The sequence below is a fragment of the [Ruminococcus] torques ATCC 27756 genome, from assembly GCF_000153925.1.
GTDB lineage: Bacteria > Bacillota > Clostridia > Lachnospirales > Lachnospiraceae > Mediterraneibacter > Mediterraneibacter torques.
Genome location: NZ_DS264369.1, coordinates 1 through 20723 on the forward strand (window position 1 = coordinate 1; position 20723 = coordinate 20723).

Below are 20723 nucleotides of genomic sequence, written 5' to 3' on the forward strand. Positions count from 1 at the left end.
AGTTCTGCACGATTTCCATAAACTGGCTGTATTCTTTCAGTACCTGACACTTTTCTAAGATTTCATGATGCTCTTCCGGCCGGATATTGATGACCTTTACTTTTAATTCCAGACTCGGCTCACCGTCTTTTACGATATAGGCATCTGACAAGCGCAGTTCTTTTTCCTTTTCCCATTTTTCTTTTCCGTTATAGAATGTGTAAAATTCCGGTGTCGGAAGGGAAACGATTTTCTTCTTATAACGGCTTCTCGGCGGTACAAGCCTTTCATAAGCACGTCCGATATACAGCAGACTCCGAAGGGGCATGTTTTCGTTGACCGTAGACTGATGCTCGCCGAATACGATCACTTTTCCTCCTGCGTCAAAAGAAATATCGTTTTGAAAATTCATGTAGATCGTATTGTCTACACGGAATCTCCGAATCTTCGTTCCTTCCGGCAGCGGCTCATCATGGATTGCATTAAAAAGTGCGATCTCATTCGCTTCTGCTGATTCGTCCTCATAGAACAGATCTACAAAGACACTGTTTTTAATTTCTCTGTTTTCTTTTCCTGCCATAGGCTCTCCTTTCATGTGCATGAACGAATCCTGTAGTACAGGCGGGAAAATGCTTTTAAGCTTGCTGCTTTTAGGTTTGCTTTCGCCAAAAGTTTTTCCTCTGAAAAAGAAAACGTTTTCTCTTTTTTAAGACCTTCTCTTAAAAATCAGTATACGAAAAAAAGAACTGTTCTACAAGACTATCCACGCAAAAACTGTTGTTGTATTGTATCGGGTAATTTTGAGGGAATTCCTCAGACCGGCGAAACTGCCGGTATCTTTCACAGATAGAATGTCTGTGAGTGGGATTATCATAGCATATTTGTAAATGAGAAACAATGATATATTTATATTTTAATCGACTTCTGACAGAGGAGAAAACAACGCTTCTCCTCTGTTCTATGAAGTTATCTTTGATTAATTTATACGAAGATGAAACTGTTCAATCAGATGAGCGACATTTTCTTCCGTATCTTCAAGATCATTTGCAATTTCGGAAACTGTTTTTCCTTTTTCAAGTTTTTTCTGAATGAGAGAGCAGATTTTTTGGAGAAATTCTTTTCGTTCCTCTTCTCGTCCCAGCTTTCGTCCTTCTTCTCTTGCCTCTTCTCTTTGCACTTCGATATCTGTCTCATAGTCGTATTCGTCTAATAACATATTGACAACCTCGCCTCCTTTTCGCATTAAATAATCAGCAAGAATGCCTTTTTCAATGCACTCTTTTATCGCTTTTTTATAAGGCTCTTCCTCCCCGGAGATCTGATAGTTCTGCACGATTTCCATAAACTGGCTGTATTCTTTCAGTACCTGACACTTTTCTAAGATTTCATGATGCTCTTCCGGCCGGATATTGATGACCTTTACTTTTAATTCCAGACTCGGCTCACCGTCTTTTACGATATAGGCATCTGACAAGCGCAGTTCTTTTTCCTTTTCCCATTTTTCTTTTCCGTTATAGAATGTGTAAAATTCCGGTGTCGGAAGGGAAACGATTTTCTTCTTATAACGGCTTCTCGGCGGTACAAGCCTTTCATAAGCACGTCCGATATACAGCAGACTCCGAAGGGGCATGTTTTCGTTGACCGTAGACTGATGCTCGCCGAATACGATCACTTTTCCTCCTGCGTCAAAAGAAATATCGTTTTGAAAATTCATGTAGATCGTATTGTCTACACGGAATCTCCGAATCTTCGTTCCTTCCGGCAGCGGCTCATCATGGATTGCATTAAAAAGTGCGATCTCATTCGCTTCTGCTGATTCGTCCTCATAGAACAGATCTACAAAGACACTGTTTTTAATTTCTCTGTTTTCTTTTCCTGCCATAGGCTCTCCTTTCATGTGCATGAATGAGTCCTATAGAACAAGAAAACTCTTTTCTGAAACGCCTTTTGCTCGTGATTTTTAAAAGGATTTTAGAAAAACGAGTTTCTTTTATTTAGAATCAGTATACGAAAAAAAGAGCTGTTCTACAAGACTATCCATGCAAAAACTGTTGTTGTATTGTATCGGGTAATTTTGAGGGAATTCCTCAGACCGGTGAAGCTGCCGGTATTTTTCACAGAAAGAATTTCTGTGAGTGGAATTATCATAGCATATCTGTAAATGAGAAACAATAATATATTATCTGTTTTGCTATTAGAAAAATTGATATAAAAATCTGTGGGAAGGAAGAAGGGTGGGGAATCTGAAAATGTAAATAATGGCAAAATCGAGTAAAAATGCACAAAAAAAGTAAGATATAAAAGAAATCTTAGAAAAAAATACACAAAACATATTGACAGAAAAATACGGGGAGGGGGTAAAATTATAAAGATATAACATCATTTATCATTCGAGTCGGAACAGAGATTTCGATAATTATAAGGGAACCGGGAGGTGAGGGAAGAAAAGCAATATATGAATATTTCTGCAGACCGTTGAATTATGGATTGCAAGTATAGAAAAAAGGAAGAGGTGGATAAGATTATGAAAATGAAACAGACATTCGCTTTATTATGCGCTGGAGCGATGGTTATTACAGGAAGCGCATTTCCGGTGAACGTACAGGCAAGCGCTGATTGGGTATGGAATGAAGAAGTCAGTGAATCGGGGTATAAGAAAGTGCCTTATACAGAGCTGACGACAACAGCGGATACGGAGGCGGATAATGAATCAAGTACAGGTGAAGGCGCGGCATCGCCCGGAACGGGACATGCAGTCAATGCGACAGACGGAGTGATTACGTCTTATTATCATTCGTGTTATAGCGGAGATAATCAGCCGAACAGGGAAGACGGCGCTCTGACAGGCAACAATACGATAACAGTAGAACTTCAGAACGCGCAGAGCATCCAGGGGATTACTTATCTTCCGAGGCAGGACGCGTTTGGAAACGGAACAGTGACAGAATTTAGTGTTTCGGTTCAGAAAGACGGAACTGAAAATTGGGAAAATGTAGGAAATAACTTACATATTAGTTATAACAACCCGGGAGCTAATTGGTCGGCAGAGAATAAATCCGAAAAGGAATTTGTATTTGATGCAGAAGTTGAGAATGTCAAAAAAGTAAAACTTACTGTCATTCATACGGATGGAAGCGCTCCCAATCAGCATATATCGGCGGCAGAAATCAGTATATTGACTCCGGTAAAAAAAGATGCGGAAACAGAAGCTTTAAAAATCAGAATACGAGAAAAACTTGCACAGATGGAATCACAGATGGAGTTGAACGTGCTTAGCGGAAACGCAGATTCGGGTAAAGTATATTCCAGAGCAAAATTTGATCCGATTAAGGCAGAGGCAGAAGCAAAGTTAGCGCAGGAAAGCACGACAAAAGAAGAACTTGAGGCTGTTTTCCAACAGTTGGAACAGTTCAAAATGGAATTTCAGGATGAATTGGGAACAGGAGTTTATGTGTCGGATTTAACGCACTTGTCCGGAAATACTGCATGGGGTGGAGTTAAGAAAGATCTGTGTCCGGATGGAAACAGGTTGATAGCAATCAAGAAAGATACGTCTACAATAAATACATATACAAAAGGCATAGGTGCACATGAGCCGTCTTCGATTGTATATGATGTGACAGGCTACAAGATGTTTTCTGCCGACATCGGTGTCGAGAATCATCAGATTGCGTCAGACGGCGGTGTTTTTGCAAATGTGAAAGCGAAATTTAAAGTTTCTACAAGTACAGACGGAAGTAATTATACACAGCAGTATTATGCAGAAGATCTTTCGGCAAACGGTGGATTGCGAAGTATTCGTGTGAAATTACCGGAAGGAACGACTCATATGAAGCTAGAGTGCCCTGCAAGCGCATGGAACAACGGAAATGGCGGGAAACTGCATACGTGTTGGGCAAATGCAAAATTATATGAAACTGTAGAAATCGCAGTTACGGGAATAACATTAGATCAGGATGCATTGGCTTTGAAAGTCGGAGGAACGGAAGAGCAGAAGACGGCGACGCTGCAGGCAGCGATCACCCCGGAAGACGCGACAGATCAAGAAGTTTTATGGGAATCTGATAATGAGGAAGTCGCTACTGTTGACGGCGGAGTTGTCACAGCTCATAAAGCGGGAAATGCAACAATTAAAGTAAGTTCTGTGAATTATCCTAATATAACGGCACAGTGTATTGTTACGGTTACCCGCGACGATACGGCGTTAGAAGAAGCGATTGCTGCGGCAGAAAGCAGGATGAAGGAAGAAAATTTTGCGGAGAAATATACGGAAGCAACGAGAAAAGCGCTTGAAGACGATCTTGCAGATGCAAAAGCAGCGAAAGACAATACAGCTCTTTCAGTAGAAGAGGTGAAATTGATTGTTGAATCTTTGAAGACGTCGATCGAAGGATTGCAGTTAAAGGCGGTTGTTACGATCAATAACAACGGAAACACAGAAACAAAATATTGTGAAGTCGGAGATCAGGTAAGAGTTGTAGCAGCACAGGCTCCTGAAGGAAAGAAGTTTTCACACTGGACTGTGAATGAAAAACCGATCTGTTACAATGAATCTTATACATTTACAGTATATAAAGACATAGCTGTGACATCTGTTTATGTTGAAGAAGCAGAAGAAATTCAAAAAGAAGTTTCGGTTTTGTGCGATGTGTCCTATGCAAATGGAAGAGTGAAGTTTTTGTCAAAATATTCTGTTCCGACAGATGCAGATTATAAAGTTATAAAAGCCGGTGTTGTGGCAACTGATAGTACAGGCTATGCAGCAATTCAGGAAGTACAACAAGAATTGACATTAGATACAACAGCAACTACCCGTTTGAAAAAATATGGTGTAAATACAGATTTATATTTGGCAAACTTCACACAGTATTTAAAAACGAGCAGAACAACAACTTGGTATGCAAGAGGATATGTAACATATCAGGACAATAGTGGTGAGCAACATACTGTATATAGCGACATGGCGCAATATACAATTCGATAAGAAGAGAAGGCAGGAGGAATAGAAGTGAGAAAAACATTTTTAGAGCCGGAATTAGAAGTTGTAAGATTTGGAACAGAGGATATTATTACAACATCTTTTGTTAATGATGGCGGTACTGAAGGAAATATTGGAGGCGGCGAGGATACTGATGAGTGGGGGCCAGAAACTCCATAACTAAAGTTATTTTCATTAGATGAAAAACATCCTTGGCAGATTATAAAGATCTGTCAAGGATGTTTTTATAAAATTATCTGTAGTGAAAGATAGATTTTATAGAGGAGACGTTATGCGCAATACATCTTTAGAAGAAGAACTTCGATCGGGGAAAACCTGTGTCTCTACAACCGTCGGAGACAGCATGGAACCGATGTTGCGTAATCGAAGGGATACAATTATTATAGAACCGGTTCATGGAAGATTAAAGCGATACGATCTTCCGCTTTATCGGCGACCGGACGGAAAATATGTGCTGCATCGTATCCTGCATGTGAAAAAGGAAGGATATATCATCTGTGGGGACAATCGCTGGTGGAAAGAGAATGTGCCGGAGGAGTGGATACTTGGTGTCGTGACCGAATTTTATCGTGGTGAGAAACATATTTCTGTGAGATATCCGACATACCGTCTATATGTTCATTTGTGGTGTGATTTGTTTTTGATCCGAGCGGCAATTCTTCGTATAAAAAATAAGCTGCAACGTATTAAAAAAGCCAGGACTGCTCAATGAAATAATTTATGTAAAGTATGTTTTTTACAAAGGGTGACATTCTTTGTGTACACATATACATTGGTTGTTGTATACTTGGAGTAAATAAAATAAATAGAAGAAAGCAGAGAAGTGAAAATGCAGACAAAGAAAAGAATTATTCTTGGGTCGGCTTCCCCGAGAAGGCGGGAGCTCCTTGAGCAGATCGGAATTTCATTTGAAGTAAGAGTCAGTGACAAAGAAGAAGTTTATCATAGTCTGATCCCCGAAGAGATTGTAAAAGAGCTTGCGCTTTCAAAGGCGGAAAATGTTGCGGATGATTTACGGGAAAAACAAGAGCAGGTGAAGCAGATAAGTTTTGATAAGAAAAATAATGTACTGTTGGATACGATTGTGATCGGAGCGGATACGATCGTTGTGTCAGACGGAAGTATTTTAGGGAAACCGAAAGATGAGGCAGATGCCGTCCGTATGATCCGAAGTCTGCAGGGAAGAAGTCACAAAGTGTATACAGGCGTGGCAATTTTGGATTATGACGATGAGGGAAAAAGAAAGTCGGTTGTTCATGCAGTTGAAACGGAAGTTTTTGTCAATCCTATGAGTGACGAAGAGATTCGGGAATATGCCGCAACAGGAGAACCTCTTGACAAAGCCGGAGCGTATGGTATACAGGGGCAGTTTGCAGCTTATATCGAACGGATCGACGGAGATTATTATAACGTGGTCGGACTCCCGGTATCTTATGTGTATCGACAGTTAAAAGAAATAGCGGAGAAGGACTGATGGGGGCACAGCGATGCCCATATAAAAGGCCGGACAGGATGATTGTTCAAATTTCTTGACATTTTTTGTCAAAGAGGTTATTATGGATACGGTCAAAGATGTAACAGTTTATCCCACGCCATTCGTAAAACCGCACTGCGTGCTTATTGTGGCTGACGCCACTGTTTTACTCATAAATAGGCGCTTAGCACATACAGATGTCCGCTTGCAAAAACATGCAGGCATGTTTTGTGCTTCACACACACTGTATGGCTAAACTGTTACTAAAAAATTACATATAGATTGATGACAAGGGGAGCTTGTGTTACAGGCTGAGAGGAAGTTGGGAACTTCGACCCATAACCTGATTTGGATAATGCCAACGTAGGGATTATGTTATGAGTGTTTATACCTTTTGTTTTCAATCTGAGAACAGGAGGTTTTTTTATGTTTGATTTACTTGTAAATGCAGAAGGCGGGCTGACAACTGCGGGATATGTTGTCACGATATCCGTCGGGATCGTACTTTTTCTGGCGGCAGTATTTTTCGCGGGAAAGAGATCTAAGCGTCAAAAAATGACGACAAAGCAGCTAGTATTTTGTGCGGCTGCAATGGCCCTGGCGTTTGTTACGTCTTATGTAAAGATTTTTCAGATGCCATGGGGAGGCAGTGTGACATTATGCAGCATGCTGTTTATTGTACTTGTGGCAAACTGGTACGGTGTCGGAACAGGAGTTTTGGTAGGTCTTGCTTATGGAATCCTGCAGTTTATACAGGAACCGTATGTACTTTCTTTTTTCCAAGTGTGCTGTGATTATATTCTGGCATTTGCAGCTCTTGGTGTGGCAGGATTTTTTGCAAAAAAGAAGCACGGACTGCTTAAAGGTTATATCGCGGCAGTTTTGGCAAGAGGTGCGTTTCACGCACTTGGGGGATATTTGTATTGGATGGATTACATGCCCGATAACTTCCCGAAATCATTGACAGCGATCTATCCGATTGCATATAATTATAGCTTTCTTTTGGCGGAAGCGGCGATTACGCTCGTGATCATTTGCATTCCTGCCGTGGCAAAGGGACTCGGTAAGGTAAAGCAGATTGCGGCGGAATAAAATAAAATTCACATGTGTAAAGATGACAGGCGGTTCGGAAATAAAGAAATTTCCGGATCGCCTGTTATCGTTTGTGGTATAATGATTGCACGTTGTGCAATCCAAGCCGATTGCCCGGCTTGCCGCCACAAAAAGTGGCGGATTATACCGGCGATCCACTGCTTGGAAAGGAAATGTATGAAAGGAAATTCCCGACGGCCTTTTATAAGAAAAATTTAAGAATTACATCGAGTTTTTTTTAACAGTGGAAGTGTACTGTTTATATCAGATAAAGGAAAACGAGAGGAGAGAATGATGGCAGAGGAAATGAATATGGGAGAGGTTGTCATGGTTGTTGATGACAACAAAGAAATTGTATATTCGATCAGTGAACTTTTAAAATACGAAGGATACCGGGTGATTCCGGCGTATGATGGAATGGAAGCGTTAAACTTGCTTGAGCAGAATCCGGTAGATTTAATTCTGCTTGATGTTATGATGCCACGGTTAAATGGCTTGTCTGCTCTTATGAAGCTTCGGGAGAAATACAGGATTCCGGTTATTATTCTTTCGGCAAAGACGGAGGAAAGTGATAAGGTATCGGGACTTGTGCTTGGTGCGGACGATTATGTGGAAAAGCCCTATAATCCGGCGGAGTTGATGGCTCGCGTGAAAGCGCATTTGAGGAGATACAGGGCGTGGGGAGGCGAGCTTCCGAAGGAAAATGATGATCAGATCATAAACGGAGGCCTTGTACTTGACAAAAAACAGCGGATCGTACTTGTGGAAGGGGAGGAAGTGAGGCTGACGGCTACGGAGTATAAAATTTTAGAACTTTTGATGGAACATCCGGGGCAGGTGTTTTCTTCGGAGCAGATTTATGAAAATGTCTGGCAGGAATCGGCAAACTATACAGTGGAAAACACGGTAATGGTTCATATCAGACACATTCGGGAGAAAATTGAGATTGATGCAAAGAAACCAAGATATGTAAAGGTGGTGTGGGGTATTGGATACAAAATGGAAAAATATTAAGTCAAAGGCGAAAAGTTTTTTAGAGAAATGCTGGCTTAGCAGTACAGGGATTGCAGTGAAACTATTTTGTTTTGTGCTGGCAGGGTTTGGAATCGCATTCTGGTATAGTGTTGTAGTGTACCGTACGTACCATCCGACCGGAGAATCATTGTTTTTCGGGATATTGGGAAATGCTTTATTTGGAGCAGGGCAGATGATACTGACCGCATTTCTCATTATGAGGAAATTCCGTGAATGGGATCCGGGAGAAAAGGATGCGTATGTGAAATGGCAGAACAGGTGGAAAATCAGGAATCGCAGACTGCAGTGGATAGGCGGAACAGCTCTTTTGATCGCTTTGTGGTATATGTCGTACTTAATGAACGGCGGAATGTATATAGGAACAGGATGGCAATACAATTATGCATCGGGTTATGTCATGATTTTATCGGCGCTCGTTCAGTTTGTGCTTGCCGGAGCGGTGATGAATCACTTTAAAAAGAAACAGTTAGACATGATCATGTGTAATTTTGAAAAGATAAATCAAAACAGGATCAAAGAAGCGCTAGAGATCGAGCGAAAGAGTCTTGAAAAAGTATCGCGCAGCGATCAGCTCAGAGTAGATCTTATTACAAATGTTTCCCATGATCTGAAAACGCCGCTTACGTCGATGGTCGGCTATATTGAACTGATCAAGAGGGAAGAATTAAGCGATATTGTCCGCGATTATGTGGATGTGATTTCAGAGCGGGCAGAGAAACTAAAAGAAATGATCAACAGTTTATTTAATCTTGCAAAAGCAAGCAGCGGAAATGTAGAGCTGCATCCGGAGCCGTTCGAGGTAAATCGGATGATCGAACAGATCTTTGCGGATATGGATGACAGGATAAAAGAAAGTCATTTGGAATTTGTTACCGATCTGACAAAAGAAGATACACAGCTTATATCGGACAATTCTTATTTTTACAGAATCTGCCAGAATCTGATTGAAAATGCGTTGAAATATTCTGCAAAGGGAACGCGTGTCTTTGTGAAAACGAAGCTTTTGCAGTCGGAAGGAAAAGAGGAAGTATGGCTGGAAGTAACAAACACATCGGGATATCCGATGGATTTTACAAAAGAAGATATTATCGAAAGGTTTGCAAGAGGAGATAAGGCAAGAACCGGAGACGGAAACGGACTTGGACTGGCGATCGTAAGTACTTATGCCAAAGCGCTCGGGGGAGAATTTGATATATTGATCGACTGCGATCAGTTTAAAGCCTGTTTGAAATTTCCGAAAAAGACAACATAATTTTGATTATTATGCAGAAGAATGCAGAAAAGCAAAAAATCACCCGTTTCTTATGTGAGTATATTACTTTATGATGATTCGGGTAATTTTTTGCTTTTTTACTCTCGCAGCGCAGATAGTCCAAGTCCGGGTCTATCTAAGATTTTATCGGCTGCTTACAATTTTGGAACATGCTTTTTAGAACTTCCGGCGATAGTTTTATGGGTTATGTATATATAGTAGATGATAAATGCAAGCGCTGTGATAACCCATGTTACCGGATAGCTTAAAATAATCGCCGATATCGTCGGTGAGATTTTCAGCATGGCGGCAAGCCATGCGATGCGAAGGACGCAGACGCCAAGCAGAGTAATGGCTACCGGAACGACGACGTTTCCGACTCCGCGCAGCGCTCCGGCGATAACTTCGATAAAGACATATACAATGTACCATGGCGTGATCAGAACGAGCATGTCGCATCCGATTTCAATTACATGACTGTCGTTTGTAAATAACCGGAATAAAAGGAATCGTGCGGCGATCAGAAAGACAACAAGTACGGCGGAAACAATAAAATCCATAAGAAGGCATACGCGGGTACTTTTGCGTACGCGATCCATTTTTCCGGCGCCGTAGTTTTGCCCTACGAATGTTGTGATCGCAATTCCGAACGCAGTGCTGACCATCCAAAAAATTGCGTCCAGTTTTCCGTAGGCTGACCATGCGGCGGTTGTGTCCGTGCCGAAAGTGTTGACAGCAGATTGAATGGCAATATTTGTAATAGAGAACAGGATCGCTTCAAATCCGGTCGGCAGTCCGAGTTTTAACTGCATTTTCAAAATCGAACCGTGGAAACGGATCTGTTTGACGGAAAGTTTTAATATGCCTTCAGAGCGCATCAGTTTTAAAGTGACAAGTACGGCGCTTACAGCCTGTGCGATGAGGGTGGCAACGGCAACTCCCATAACACCCATATGGAATACGATAACGAATAAAACGTCAAGCACGATGTTGATGATGCAGCAGACGATCAAATAATAGAGCGGACGTTTGGAATCTCCGGTGGCGCGCAGTATTGCCGATCCCATGTTGTAAATGAGGACGAAAATGATTCCGGCAAAGTAGATCCTTAAGTAAACGGCGGAATCTGCTACAATATCGGCAGGCGTATTCATCATCTCTAAAAGAAACGGAGTCAGAATTATTCCTGATACGGTAAGGATCAAACCTCCGAAAGCGGCGATCGCGTAAGCTGTGTGAAGACCTTTATTTGCAGAGCGGGAGTCTTTCGCACCGAAAAATTGTGCAATCGTTACGGATGCCCCGGAAGAAAGCCCGGTAAAAAATCCGACTACAAAAGCAACGATCTGAGCAGAAGAACCTCCTACTGCGGCGAGAGCTTCTTTTCCGACGAATTGACCGACGATAACACTGTCAATCGTGTTGTATAGCTGTTGAAAGAAAGTCCCGAGTAAAATGGGAAAGAAGAAAAGTAGAAGCTGCCGCCAAATAATGCCTTCTGTAATCTGGTTTTTCTGAATGTTGGTAGACATAGAACCATCTCCTTTCAATAATTTTCGGTATTAGGCGTTTGTGAAACGCCTAATATTATATATGAAAAGCGAGGTAAAACCAAGTGAAATTCAAACATATGTTGTTTTGCGGAGCTGTTTTCAAAGATGATAAAAATAAAATAAGAAAGAGCCGAGTCTTTAAGATTTTAAAGATTTTGGAAATCCGGAACAGCTCCGTTCACTTTGTCCGTCGTCTGTCGGATGAATATCATCTCTTACAGAAGCAAGAGTGCGATTAAACAAAGATTCGATCTCTTCGGATAAGGTTTTCATTGCTTCCATATATATCTGTGCTTTAAACTCACAAGTCTGTGAGGTACAAGTTTGTGGGTTGCATTGCTGATGATGCCGTTCTGCCTGATGTCTGCGGCGTTCTTGCCCGATTCGAAGATAGAGTGTCCGCAATAGCGTGGAGTTCTGTCTGTTTGTCAGATCCAGATAGCGGGATACCATATCAGGATCACCTTTTGTAAGTGCAATATCGAAAGCGTGTCGTATGGAACGCTCTACTCTTGATGGTGTTGTGTGATACTTTTTAGCGATATCGATATAGAGTGCTGATATCTTTCCGTCAGGATAGTATGGATCGGTATTAAATAATTCTATTGCGTCGCAAATATAAGTAAAACCTTTGATTCCTGCCGGAACTCCGATGTTCATCAGTACATCTATTACATAATCTTTCATCATGCCCCTCGATTCTAGTTGTTAATATTACCTAAGAAAATTGATTCATATTAAGAAAATATACCAATTTTACGGCTATTTCTACATCAGTTTACGACAGATTTAATAAAATGTCAATGAGAAACTACAATAATCTTGAAAAAGCGATTGCTTTTACAGGAAATTTGTAATATACTTTGAATAATATGTGGTGAAGAGAGGGTTAAAATCATGACGATGATCAGAAATAAGATTCGTAAGCGACGTCAGGAGTTAAACATGTCAAGAGTACAGCTTGCCGAAGCGGTGCAGGTTACACCGTCTGCTATTGCAAATTATGAGAATGGAATCAGCTATCCGAAACCGGATATTTTTGTTGCGCTGATGATCACGCTTGAAGTAGATGCGAATTACTTTTATGAAGAGTATGTAAGAAACAGAGAGATTGCCATCGCATGTAAAAGAGCGATCACACAGGATGAGATATATGCTCTTGAAAAGTACAGGCAGTTGACGAGCAGCGGGAAAAAACTTGTTCGTATGGTGATCGAAGAAGAGTATTCGAGAATGCAGCAGGAAGAATGGATTTCTTTTCCGTGTATGAAAGATATGGGAGGAGGGATTGATGCGATTTGTAAAAAAAGAGCAGAATATTTTGAATTCCGTGTACGCAAGGAGAATATGATAGACGGCATGGAATTTTGCCTGCAGCTTCAGACAGACAGATACGAGCCTGTTTTTCGGAACGGGGATGTGATCGCATTGACCGAAAAAAAAGCAGGTCAAAATGAAATAGGAATTTTCTTAGTAAATGAAGTTTATTATTTGAGATTATTATATCAGGAAAATGAAGAGAAAAAGCTGAAAGCATTGAACGTATTGGAACAGGATGTAGTAGTAAAGCCGAAAGACCGGTTTATCTGCATGGGAACAGTTCTCGGGAAGGTACAAGGGATGCCTGATTTGTGATTCTCGTTTCCGTGCAGATAAATCCGATCAGAGAAGATATCGATCATAAGAAATTCGGCTGTAAAAATTTAATCATAAAAGTTTTGTCTATAAAGAGTTTTTAATAAAGTTGTCTATAAGAATCTTCGGAGCGGTTTGATAATTTGTCTTAATGTTGCGTAGAATAATTTCTTTCCGGTGCTTAATTCTTTTGTTTTGTAATTTTCCCCGTAGGTATATTTTCCGTTTTCCATCGTTTTTGAAAAGGTTTTATCATGTTCGGCTTCTTTTCGTATAATTGCGTTTAATTCGGTTGAATCGACGGCAAGCATTAATTCGGTATCAAGATATGTGCTTCGCATGTCAAGATTGTAAGAACCGACGATACTCATGCGGTCATCTATGAGAACGGCTTTCGTATGGCAGGAATGGGGAGCCATATATTCGTAAACTTTCACACCGGTTCTCCATATCTTTTCTTTTTCATTTAAGTAATCTGTACAGCCCCACGGATTGGCGCCTTTTGCGACATCATTTGTAATGATCTCGACAGAGACGTTATTATCTGTGAGCTGAGAAAGATCGTCGTACATTTCCCTGCCGCATATAATGTAAGGGGTGTAGATCGTCGCCTGTTTTCCGGACATCATAAGCCGGTGAAGAGAGTACCACATCCACGGTTCTTTGTTTTCTGATTCGATCGGATTGCTCAAAAGAGTGATCTTATTTGTCTCAAATGTCAGTTCTTCCCAGTTTTGTTTTTCGTATGCGGCAGGATATTTTTTCTGTAGCTCTTTGTAATGTTTTTTCAGAGCTTCTGTTTTTTCGACCGTCTTTTTTCCGTTTCTTGAGCCACGGCACGGTTTGCTGTCAGAAGAATCCCATATGGAATCAAAATAAGTCTGAAGCTGGGACATAGAAGTGTTTTGCATATTTTTGCCCGGATCTGTTTCGTAAACAAACAGCTCCTTGTCGATGTTTTTTCCTTTTGAATAATCTCCGAGAAACAGGTTTGTTGTGTTGCGTCCGCCAAGTGTATACATCTGGTCATCGATGATCAGATATTTGTCATGAAGGCGGGCCTGCATATCCCATGGTTTCAAAAAATTCACAGGATTATAAATGCGGACCTGAGCGTTTTTATGAGCGTCTAAAGCAAGAAACCACGGATTGTGCTGTACATCCATAAATCCGCTGATTCCATCGACGATAACACGGATATCGACGCCCCGGTCCGCGGCGTTTAGTAAGGCGGAAAGAATATCCTGCCCCGCCTCATCATCGTTAAAATCAAAGGTCGATAAAATGATGGATTTTTCTGCTTCTTCGATCATACCGAGCCGATACAAAAGAGCGTCGTTATTATCAGTGATGTAGGCGATGCGCTCTGTCCCGGATGTGTCGGAATAATATTCGGCTGCCGCATCTTTTTCTTTGTATTCTTCCGATACAGTTTTATGCGGCAGATAAGGAACAGTAAGGAGGATAATATAAATAAGGATTAAGATAAGTACAATGTATTTCCATGAAATATGTTTTGCGAGAAAAGAAAAACTGTTTTTCATATTTTCGTAAAATCTCCTTTCTTTTGGAATAAGATAGCACATTTTTTTAAAAGGGGCAATTCATTAAGACAAAACGACAACGCGTTAGTAACATGGGGTGACACGGGATAAATGTATGCATTTTAATTCGATTTTTATTTTAACGAATTTTATTCACACTTTAAAGTGTTGAAGTAAACAAAAAGTTGTGATATACTGTATCCATATTTGCAGTGCGCCTGTTTTGAGAGCGCATGATCATGGAGGGAGAAAAGATGGAAAGAAGAATTAACGGACATACAAGGCTTTACGCGCTGATCGGTTCACCGGTAGGCCATTCGGGGTCTCCGGCTATGTACAACTACAGTTTTGAAAAGCTAGGGATCGATGCGGCGTATCTTGCGTTTGACATACCGCTGGAGAAAACAAAAGATGCGATTGACGCATTCCGCACATTAAACGTAGGCGGTTTTAACATAACGATGCCGAACAAAACCGCGGCGGCACAGCTTGTAGACAGATTGTCCCCTGCGGCGGAACTTGTCGGAGCGTGTAACACCGTCGTTGTGGAAGAGGACAAAACGATGACAGGGCATATTACAGACGGGATCGGATTTGTCCGCAATCTGAAGGAACAAGGAGTCGGGATAGAGGGAAAGAAGATCGTTTTGCTTGGTACAGGCGGAGCGGCGACTGCGATCGCAGTACAGGCGGCGCTTGATAAAGCGTCAGAGATTGCGATATTTAACCGGAAGGATGAATTTTTCGCAAACGGAGAAAAAACGGTAGAAAAGATTAAAAAAGCAGTACCGTCGATGAAAAAAATCTATATTGAAGATATTGATGATGAGAAAAAATTAGGAGAAGCTATCGCCGGAAGCGATCTTTTGATCAATGCAACACGCGCCGGAATGAGTCCTTTGGAAAACGTGCTTCCCGTTCCGGAAGAATTACTTCATAAAGATCTGGCTGTTGCGGACGTCGTGTATAATCCGAGAGAGACGCTGCTTATAAAAAAAGCAAAAGAGGCAGGCTGTAAAGCCGCAGTCGGAGGAATCGGGATGCTGCTCTGGCAGGGAGCTGCGGCGTTTGAACTGTTTACAGGAAAAGAAATGCCGGCACAGGAAGTGATGGAACTTTTCTTTTCCTGAAAAAGTATCGTGACAGCTCTTACAGATTGTATGTGTGAGCCGATATAAAAGATTTCTTTATCGCATAAACGTATCGATCACATGGAGTACGCCGTCTTCGTCATTGGAACGAGTGATGAAGTCGGCGGTTTCTTTTATGATCGGCTGTGCGTTTTCCATGGCGACTCCAAGACCGGCATATTCGATCATGGACAGATCGTTGAAGCCGTCGCCGCAGCAGATCATCTCATTAGCGGTCAGACCGATGCTGTTTAACAGCTTTTGGAGAGACTGCGCTTTGTCAATGTTTTTCGGCATGATCTCCAAGAAAAACGGTTCGGAAAGATAGATATTTAAAAGCCCGTGGTACTGCTTGCGGAGCGGTTCGATCATCGTTTCAAGTGTTTTCGGATCGCCGCAGATGAGCAGCTTATTTACCGGGAAATCAAGGGCGGATGGAAAGTCGTCCGTTGGAACAATTTCCATATTGTTTATTCCCGATTCTATTTCTACATATTTGTTCGGACAAATCCCTGAGAAAATATGAGTGTCATCGTAAGAGATGATATCCAGTCCCGGAAATGTCTTTACGTATTCCCAGACCGGACGGATGATTTCTTTTGGGATCGTTTTATTGTAAATGATCTCGCCTGTGGAACATTTTGTAATACGTGCGCCGTTAAAGGAGAGCATGTATCCGCCGAAAGTATCCATCTGAAGTTCTTTTGCAAGAGGCGCAACACCGTTGATCGGCCGCCCGCTGGCAAGAACGACAGTGCGGCCGGCTTCCTGAATCTCAAGAAGCGCCTGTTTTGTCGGCGCGGTAATTTCCTTTTTTGAATTGGTCAAAGTGCCGTCCAGATCAAGGACGAGAACCTGATATTTCATAATCCTTCTCCTATGCTTTATCAAAATATAATATTATTGCTGTAAAAATTCGACGATTTCCGGAAACTCCATTCCGTGTGAAGCCTTTACAAGTACGGTATCGCCTTCTTTTAAAAGTTCTTTCGCCTCGCGCAGAAAATCTGCCTTTGTGGCGAAATGGCAGATCTGAGTCGGAAAATGCGCAGAAGACGAAGGCGTCTCTTCGGTATGTTCTGCGTTTTTTTGCTGCTCAAGATATTCCAACGCTCCGTCTGCCGCCGACTTCATCAAACTGCCGATGCAGATCAAAACATCGATGCCTTTTCTGACGGCGTGAATGCCGACTTCGCGGTGCATCTGTTTTTCGTTTTCTCCGAGTTCAAACATATCTCCGAGTATTGCTGCTTTGCGAGTATCTGCAAAGGCAAGAACATCGAGAGACGCTTTCATAGAAGTAGGGTTTGCGTTGTAGCAGTCGTCGATGATCGTAAAATGGGGCGCACGGATCAGGTTATTGCGTCCGGCAATCGGAACATTTGCTTCGATTCCTGCGCAGATTTCCCTGTCTGTCATACCAAGAGCGTATCCGACTGCGGTAGCCGCAAGCGCGTTGTACACCATGTGAGCGCCCGGGATGTTGATATGTGCCGTAAAAGAAGAATTTGGTGTGAAAAACTGTGCGTCCGTTCCGTTTAAACCTTTGCCGGAAATATTTTCGGCGTGAAAACCGCAGCTTTCATCAAGACCGAAGTAGACAGGCGTGATTCCGTTTTCGGGAGAATATCCGCGCAGTTTGTCATCGTCTCCGTTTAAGATTATTGTTCCGTTTTCATTCATATAAGCAAACATTTCTGTTTTTGCTTTTAAGATCCCGTCTCTTGAACCTAGATTTTCCATATGGGCGACACCGATATTTGTGAGAACGCAGATGTCCGGCCGGGCAACTTTCGCAAGGCGCGTCATCTCTTCGAAGCCGCTGATCCCCATCTCAAGAACCGCGATTTCATGTTCCTTACGGAGGTTGAAAACAGTAAGAGGAAGCCCAATCTCATTGTTAAAGTTTCCTTCTGTTTTCAGAACCGAATATTTTTGTGACAGGACAGAGGCGATCATTTCTTTTGTGCTCGTTTTTCCGACGCTTCCCGAAATGCCTACAACTTTGATATCAAGGGAACGCCGATAGTGTTCTGCGATATCTTTTAAAGCCTGTTCACATGACGCCACTTTAATATAAGAATAAGGAACATCTCCGAGATCTTCTTCGGAAACGGCGCAGAGCGCTCCTTGTTCCATTACTTTCGGAATAAAGGAATGTCCGTCGACGCGTGCCCCCCGGATCGCGATAAACAGACTGTCTTTTTCTGCTTTACGGCTGTCGATGACGACGCTGCTTACTTCACGGGGGAGAAATTCAGATCCGCCGTAGTATGTACCGCCGCAGGCTGCGGCAATTTCCTGTAATGACATATATTTCATAAGATAGCTCCTGCCTTTCTTAAACAACATGTATTAATAACGCGCTTCTAACGATTTTTTGATGATCAGTTCACACAGATCGCCGTATTCGATTCCTGCCGCTTTCGCTTCTTTCGGCAGCAGGCTGGCTGCGGTCATGCCCGGCAGAGTGTTCATTTCCAGACAGTAAAGATTTCCTTTTTCATCCAGAAGAAAATCGGCGCGGCTGTATACGTTGAGTTTCAGCGCACGGAATGCTTTTACGGTAAGTTCCATCATCCGGGAAGCTGTCTCTTCGGGAATGTCCGCAGGGCATACTTCTAAAGTCGCGTCCGCCTGATATTTATTCGCATAATCGAAAAATCCTGTTTTCGGTATGATTTCGATCGGAGGAAGCGCCTCGTTGTCAATTACGCCACATGCAAATTCACGTCCTTTTATATACTCTTCTACAACGACTTCATCCTCATAGAAAAAGGATTTTTCCAAAGCTTCTGCATATTCTTCTTCTGTACTGACGATATATACCCCGATGCTCGAACCTCCAGAACATGGTTTTATAACGACAGGAAGGGAAAGACCTGTTAAAGCAAGAGAGCGGTCTTTTGATTTCTTGTGAATGGTAACGCCTGCCGGCGTGTCGATGCCTGCCTGGAGAAAGACTTGTTTTGTCAGTCCTTTATCCATAGCGACGGCGCAGCCGAGAGAATCGGGACCTGTGTAGCGGATACCGAGCAGGTCAAAAGTAGCCTGAAGTTTTCCGTTTTCTCCTTCACCGCCGTGAAGTCCGAGAAATGTGATATCTGCCAGACGACATAATTCAATGACGTTTGGTCCTAAGAAACAGTCGGATTGATCAGGCCGGGATGCTTTTACAGCGGCAAGATCAGGTTCTTCACAACTGATGTTTTTCGCAATCTCAAGACCGTGACCGGGAAGGGTAAATACGTCTTCCAAATGTTCGGGAGCGTGTTCCAGCCCTAAAAATACGTCAAGAAGAAAAGCGTCATGACCTTTTTCGATTAATGTACGGCAGATGCCGGCGGCAGAAGCAAGAGAAACGTCTCTTTCAGTGCTTAGTCCTCCGGCGAGTACGATGATTTTCATAATTGTTTATACTCCTTTGATTTCGAGATATTCGTTTTTGTTTATTTGATTTTCAGATATTCGTTTAGTTTCATTAAATTATAATATGGAACGTTTCGGTTAAGTCGTCTAAGTCGTCGATCTGATATAGATTCATAAGAGAGTTGTTCCTATCGGTTTACGTTATTTAACAGTTCGGTTTTTGTATCATAAAGTCTTTGTGAAAGGTCTACATATACTTTGTGCGGGTTAAAGAGACGCTTTGTCTCATCCCACAGAGTATTTTTCTCCTGTTCGCAGAAAGAGGCAATCTCTTTTACGGACGGAGAAGTGTATTTACATTCGCCACGGATAAAGATCGGTTTTAAAATCTCTTTCATTGTATATGTGCCGCCTTCAAGCCGTGTCTTTTTCCATGTGGAATTCGGATCAAAAAGAAGCAGATCTTCAGAAGTATCGTAAGTTTCATCTGCAAAACAGATTAGATCGGCGCGGATTTTTCCTGTATCTTTATCATAAATGCGATAGATCGTTTTGTTTCCGGGATTGGTGATTTTTTCTATATTTTCGGAAATCTTGATTTTCGGAACAAATTCCCCGTCTTTATTTTGGATGGCGGCAAGTTTGTAAACCCCTCCGAATGACGGACAGTCTTTTGATGTGATCAGATTCGTTCCGACACCCCATGAAGTGATGGCAGCTCCCTGAATTTTCAGATCGTTGATCAAAAATTCGTCCAGATCATTTGACGCGGCGATAACTGCGTCAGGAAATCCGGCTTCATCGAGCATTTTCCGTGCCTTTTTGGAAAGGTAGGCAAGATCGCCGGAATCAAGACGGATTCCGTAACTTTTCGGATGGATTCCGGCATCTTTCATTTTCTGAAATACACGGATCGCATTCGGAACACCTGATTTTAATGTGTCGTATGTGTCTACGAGAAGCGTACAGGCGTCAGGATACAGTCTGGCGTATTCTTTAAATGCCGTATATTCGTCAGGAAAACTCATGATCCAGCTGTGTGCATGTGTTCCGAGAACAGGAACGTCAAACATTTTTCCCGCGAGAACATTGGACGTTCCGACACAACCTCCGATCATGGCTGCCCTTGCCCCGTAAAGACCTGCATCAGGTCCCTGGGCGCGGCGCAGACCGAATTCCATCACGCCGTTTCCCTGTGCCGCGTGGACAACGCGGGAAGCCTTTGTTGCGATCAAAGACTGATGGTTGATAATGTTTAAGATCGCGGTTTCGACTAACTGCGCTTCCATGATAGGGGCGATCACTTTCACGAGCGGTTCCCGCGGAAAGATGACGCTGCCTTCAGGAATGGCATAAATATCGCCGCTGAAGTGGAATCCGCTCAAGTAGTGGAGGAAGTCCTCGCTGAACAGTCCGAGTCCCCTTAGATAATCTACGTCTTCATAAGAAAAATTCAAGTTTTTAATATATTCGATCACCTGCTCTAAACCGGCCATGACAGAGTATCCGCCCTTGTTTGGATTTTCGCGGAAAAACACGTCGAAAATGACCGTTTCGTTTGCCTGCGATTCAAAATATCCCTGCATCATTGTCAGTTCGTAAAGATCTGTCAGCAAGGTGAGATTTTGTGCGCTCATGGTTATTCCCTCTTTTCATTGCCA

17 protein-coding genes, 1 pseudogene and 1 riboswitch are annotated in these 20723 nt (G+C 42.3%); of the genes and pseudogenes, 9 read left to right on the forward strand and 9 right to left on the reverse strand.

Features of this window, described 5'->3' with window-relative positions; all coding sequences use genetic code 11:
• Positions 1-580 (reverse strand): annotated as a pseudogene (locus RUMTOR_RS10435) (hypothetical protein); the annotation flags it as partial.
• Between the two features lie 375 nt (positions 581-955).
• Positions 956-1882: an RpnC/YadD family protein gene (locus tag RUMTOR_RS10445; protein WP_004847738.1), complete on the reverse strand. Its 927-nt coding sequence runs from the start codon at positions 1880-1882 to the stop codon at positions 956-958.
• A 621-nt stretch (positions 1883-2503) separates the two neighbouring features.
• On the opposite strand from RUMTOR_RS10445, the gene RUMTOR_RS10450 reads away from it, so the two are divergent.
• The 7 genes from RUMTOR_RS10450 (at position 2504) to RUMTOR_RS10475 (ending at position 9831) form a co-directional block, all read left to right on the forward strand.
• Positions 2504-4963: an NPCBM/NEW2 domain-containing protein gene (locus RUMTOR_RS10450; RefSeq protein ID WP_009242413.1), complete on the forward strand. Its 2460-nt coding sequence runs from the start codon at positions 2504-2506 to the stop codon at positions 4961-4963.
• 24 nt (positions 4964-4987) lie between these two features.
• Complete coding sequence (locus RUMTOR_RS13180; protein ID WP_004847741.1) at positions 4988-5137, forward strand: hypothetical protein; 150 nt, start codon at positions 4988-4990, stop codon at positions 5135-5137.
• Between the two features lie 112 nt (positions 5138-5249).
• Positions 5250-5690 (forward strand): S24/S26 family peptidase, encoded by a 441-nt coding sequence (locus RUMTOR_RS10455; RefSeq protein ID WP_009242412.1) that lies wholly within the window; start codon positions 5250-5252, stop codon positions 5688-5690.
• 117 nt (positions 5691-5807) lie between these two features.
• On the forward strand, positions 5808-6452 hold the full coding sequence (locus RUMTOR_RS10460; RefSeq protein WP_004847743.1) for a Maf family protein: 645 nt from the start codon (positions 5808-5810) through the stop codon (positions 6450-6452).
• Between the two features lie 281 nt (positions 6453-6733).
• Positions 6734-6839, forward strand: a riboswitch (TPP riboswitch).
• A gap of 39 nt (positions 6840-6878) precedes the next feature.
• Positions 6879-7544, forward strand: a complete 666-nt coding sequence (locus RUMTOR_RS10465; protein ID WP_004847744.1) for an energy-coupled thiamine transporter ThiT — start codon at positions 6879-6881, stop codon at positions 7542-7544.
• A 294-nt stretch (positions 7545-7838) separates the two neighbouring features.
• Entirely contained in the window at positions 7839-8558 is a 720-nt protein-coding gene (locus RUMTOR_RS10470; RefSeq protein WP_009242409.1) for a response regulator transcription factor, read from the forward strand.
• Positions 8533-9831 (forward strand): sensor histidine kinase, encoded by a 1299-nt coding sequence (locus RUMTOR_RS10475; protein WP_009242408.1) that lies wholly within the window; start codon positions 8533-8535, stop codon positions 9829-9831. Before RUMTOR_RS10470 ends, RUMTOR_RS10475 begins: the two co-directional genes overlap by 26 nt.
• A 155-nt stretch (positions 9832-9986) precedes the next feature.
• On the opposite strand, the gene RUMTOR_RS10480 is transcribed toward RUMTOR_RS10475, so the two are convergent.
• Positions 9987-11363, reverse strand: a complete 1377-nt coding sequence (locus RUMTOR_RS10480; protein WP_004847747.1) for an MATE family efflux transporter — start codon at positions 11361-11363, stop codon at positions 9987-9989.
• Between the two features lie 159 nt (positions 11364-11522).
• Entirely contained in the window at positions 11523-12074 is a 552-nt protein-coding gene (locus tag RUMTOR_RS10485; protein ID WP_004847748.1) for a sporulation initiation factor Spo0A C-terminal domain-containing protein, read from the reverse strand.
• 207 nt (positions 12075-12281) lie between these two features.
• On the opposite strand from RUMTOR_RS10485, the gene RUMTOR_RS10490 reads away from it, so the two are divergent.
• Positions 12282-13019 carry a helix-turn-helix domain-containing protein gene (locus RUMTOR_RS10490; RefSeq protein ID WP_004847750.1) on the forward strand — a complete coding sequence of 246 codons (738 nt, stop codon included), beginning with the start codon at positions 12282-12284 and terminating at the stop codon, positions 13017-13019.
• A 113-nt stretch (positions 13020-13132) separates the two neighbouring features.
• On the opposite strand, the gene RUMTOR_RS10495 is transcribed toward RUMTOR_RS10490, so the two are convergent.
• A complete protein-coding gene (locus RUMTOR_RS10495; RefSeq protein ID WP_009242406.1) occupies positions 13133-14563 on the reverse strand; it encodes a phospholipase D-like domain-containing protein in 1431 nt (476 codons plus the stop codon).
• 254 nt (positions 14564-14817) lie between these two features.
• Between RUMTOR_RS10495 and aroE the strand changes: the two genes are divergently transcribed.
• Complete coding sequence (gene aroE / locus RUMTOR_RS10500) at positions 14818-15693, forward strand: shikimate dehydrogenase (RefSeq protein WP_009242405.1); 876 nt, start codon at positions 14818-14820, stop codon at positions 15691-15693.
• Between the two features lie 57 nt (positions 15694-15750).
• On the opposite strand, the gene RUMTOR_RS10505 is transcribed toward aroE, so the two are convergent.
• The 4 genes from RUMTOR_RS10505 to RUMTOR_RS10520 all read right to left on the reverse strand — a co-directional run bounded on the left by RUMTOR_RS10505 (position 15751) and on the right by RUMTOR_RS10520 (position 20699).
• Complete coding sequence (locus RUMTOR_RS10505; protein ID WP_004847757.1) at positions 15751-16560, reverse strand: Cof-type HAD-IIB family hydrolase; 810 nt, start codon at positions 16558-16560, stop codon at positions 15751-15753.
• Positions 16561-16593: 33 nt separating this feature from the next.
• Positions 16594-18015, reverse strand: coding sequence for a UDP-N-acetylmuramoyl-tripeptide--D-alanyl-D-alanine ligase (locus RUMTOR_RS10510; protein ID WP_009242404.1), 1422 nt, complete (start codon positions 18013-18015; stop codon positions 16594-16596).
• 33 nt (positions 18016-18048) lie between these two features.
• Positions 18049-19101, reverse strand: coding sequence for a D-alanine--D-alanine ligase family protein (locus RUMTOR_RS10515; protein WP_004847761.1), 1053 nt, complete (start codon positions 19099-19101; stop codon positions 18049-18051).
• A 149-nt stretch (positions 19102-19250) separates the two neighbouring features.
• On the reverse strand, positions 19251-20699 hold the full coding sequence (locus RUMTOR_RS10520) for a nicotinate phosphoribosyltransferase (RefSeq protein ID WP_004847763.1): 1449 nt from the start codon (positions 20697-20699) through the stop codon (positions 19251-19253).
• Positions 20700-20723: the final 24 nt, after the last annotated feature.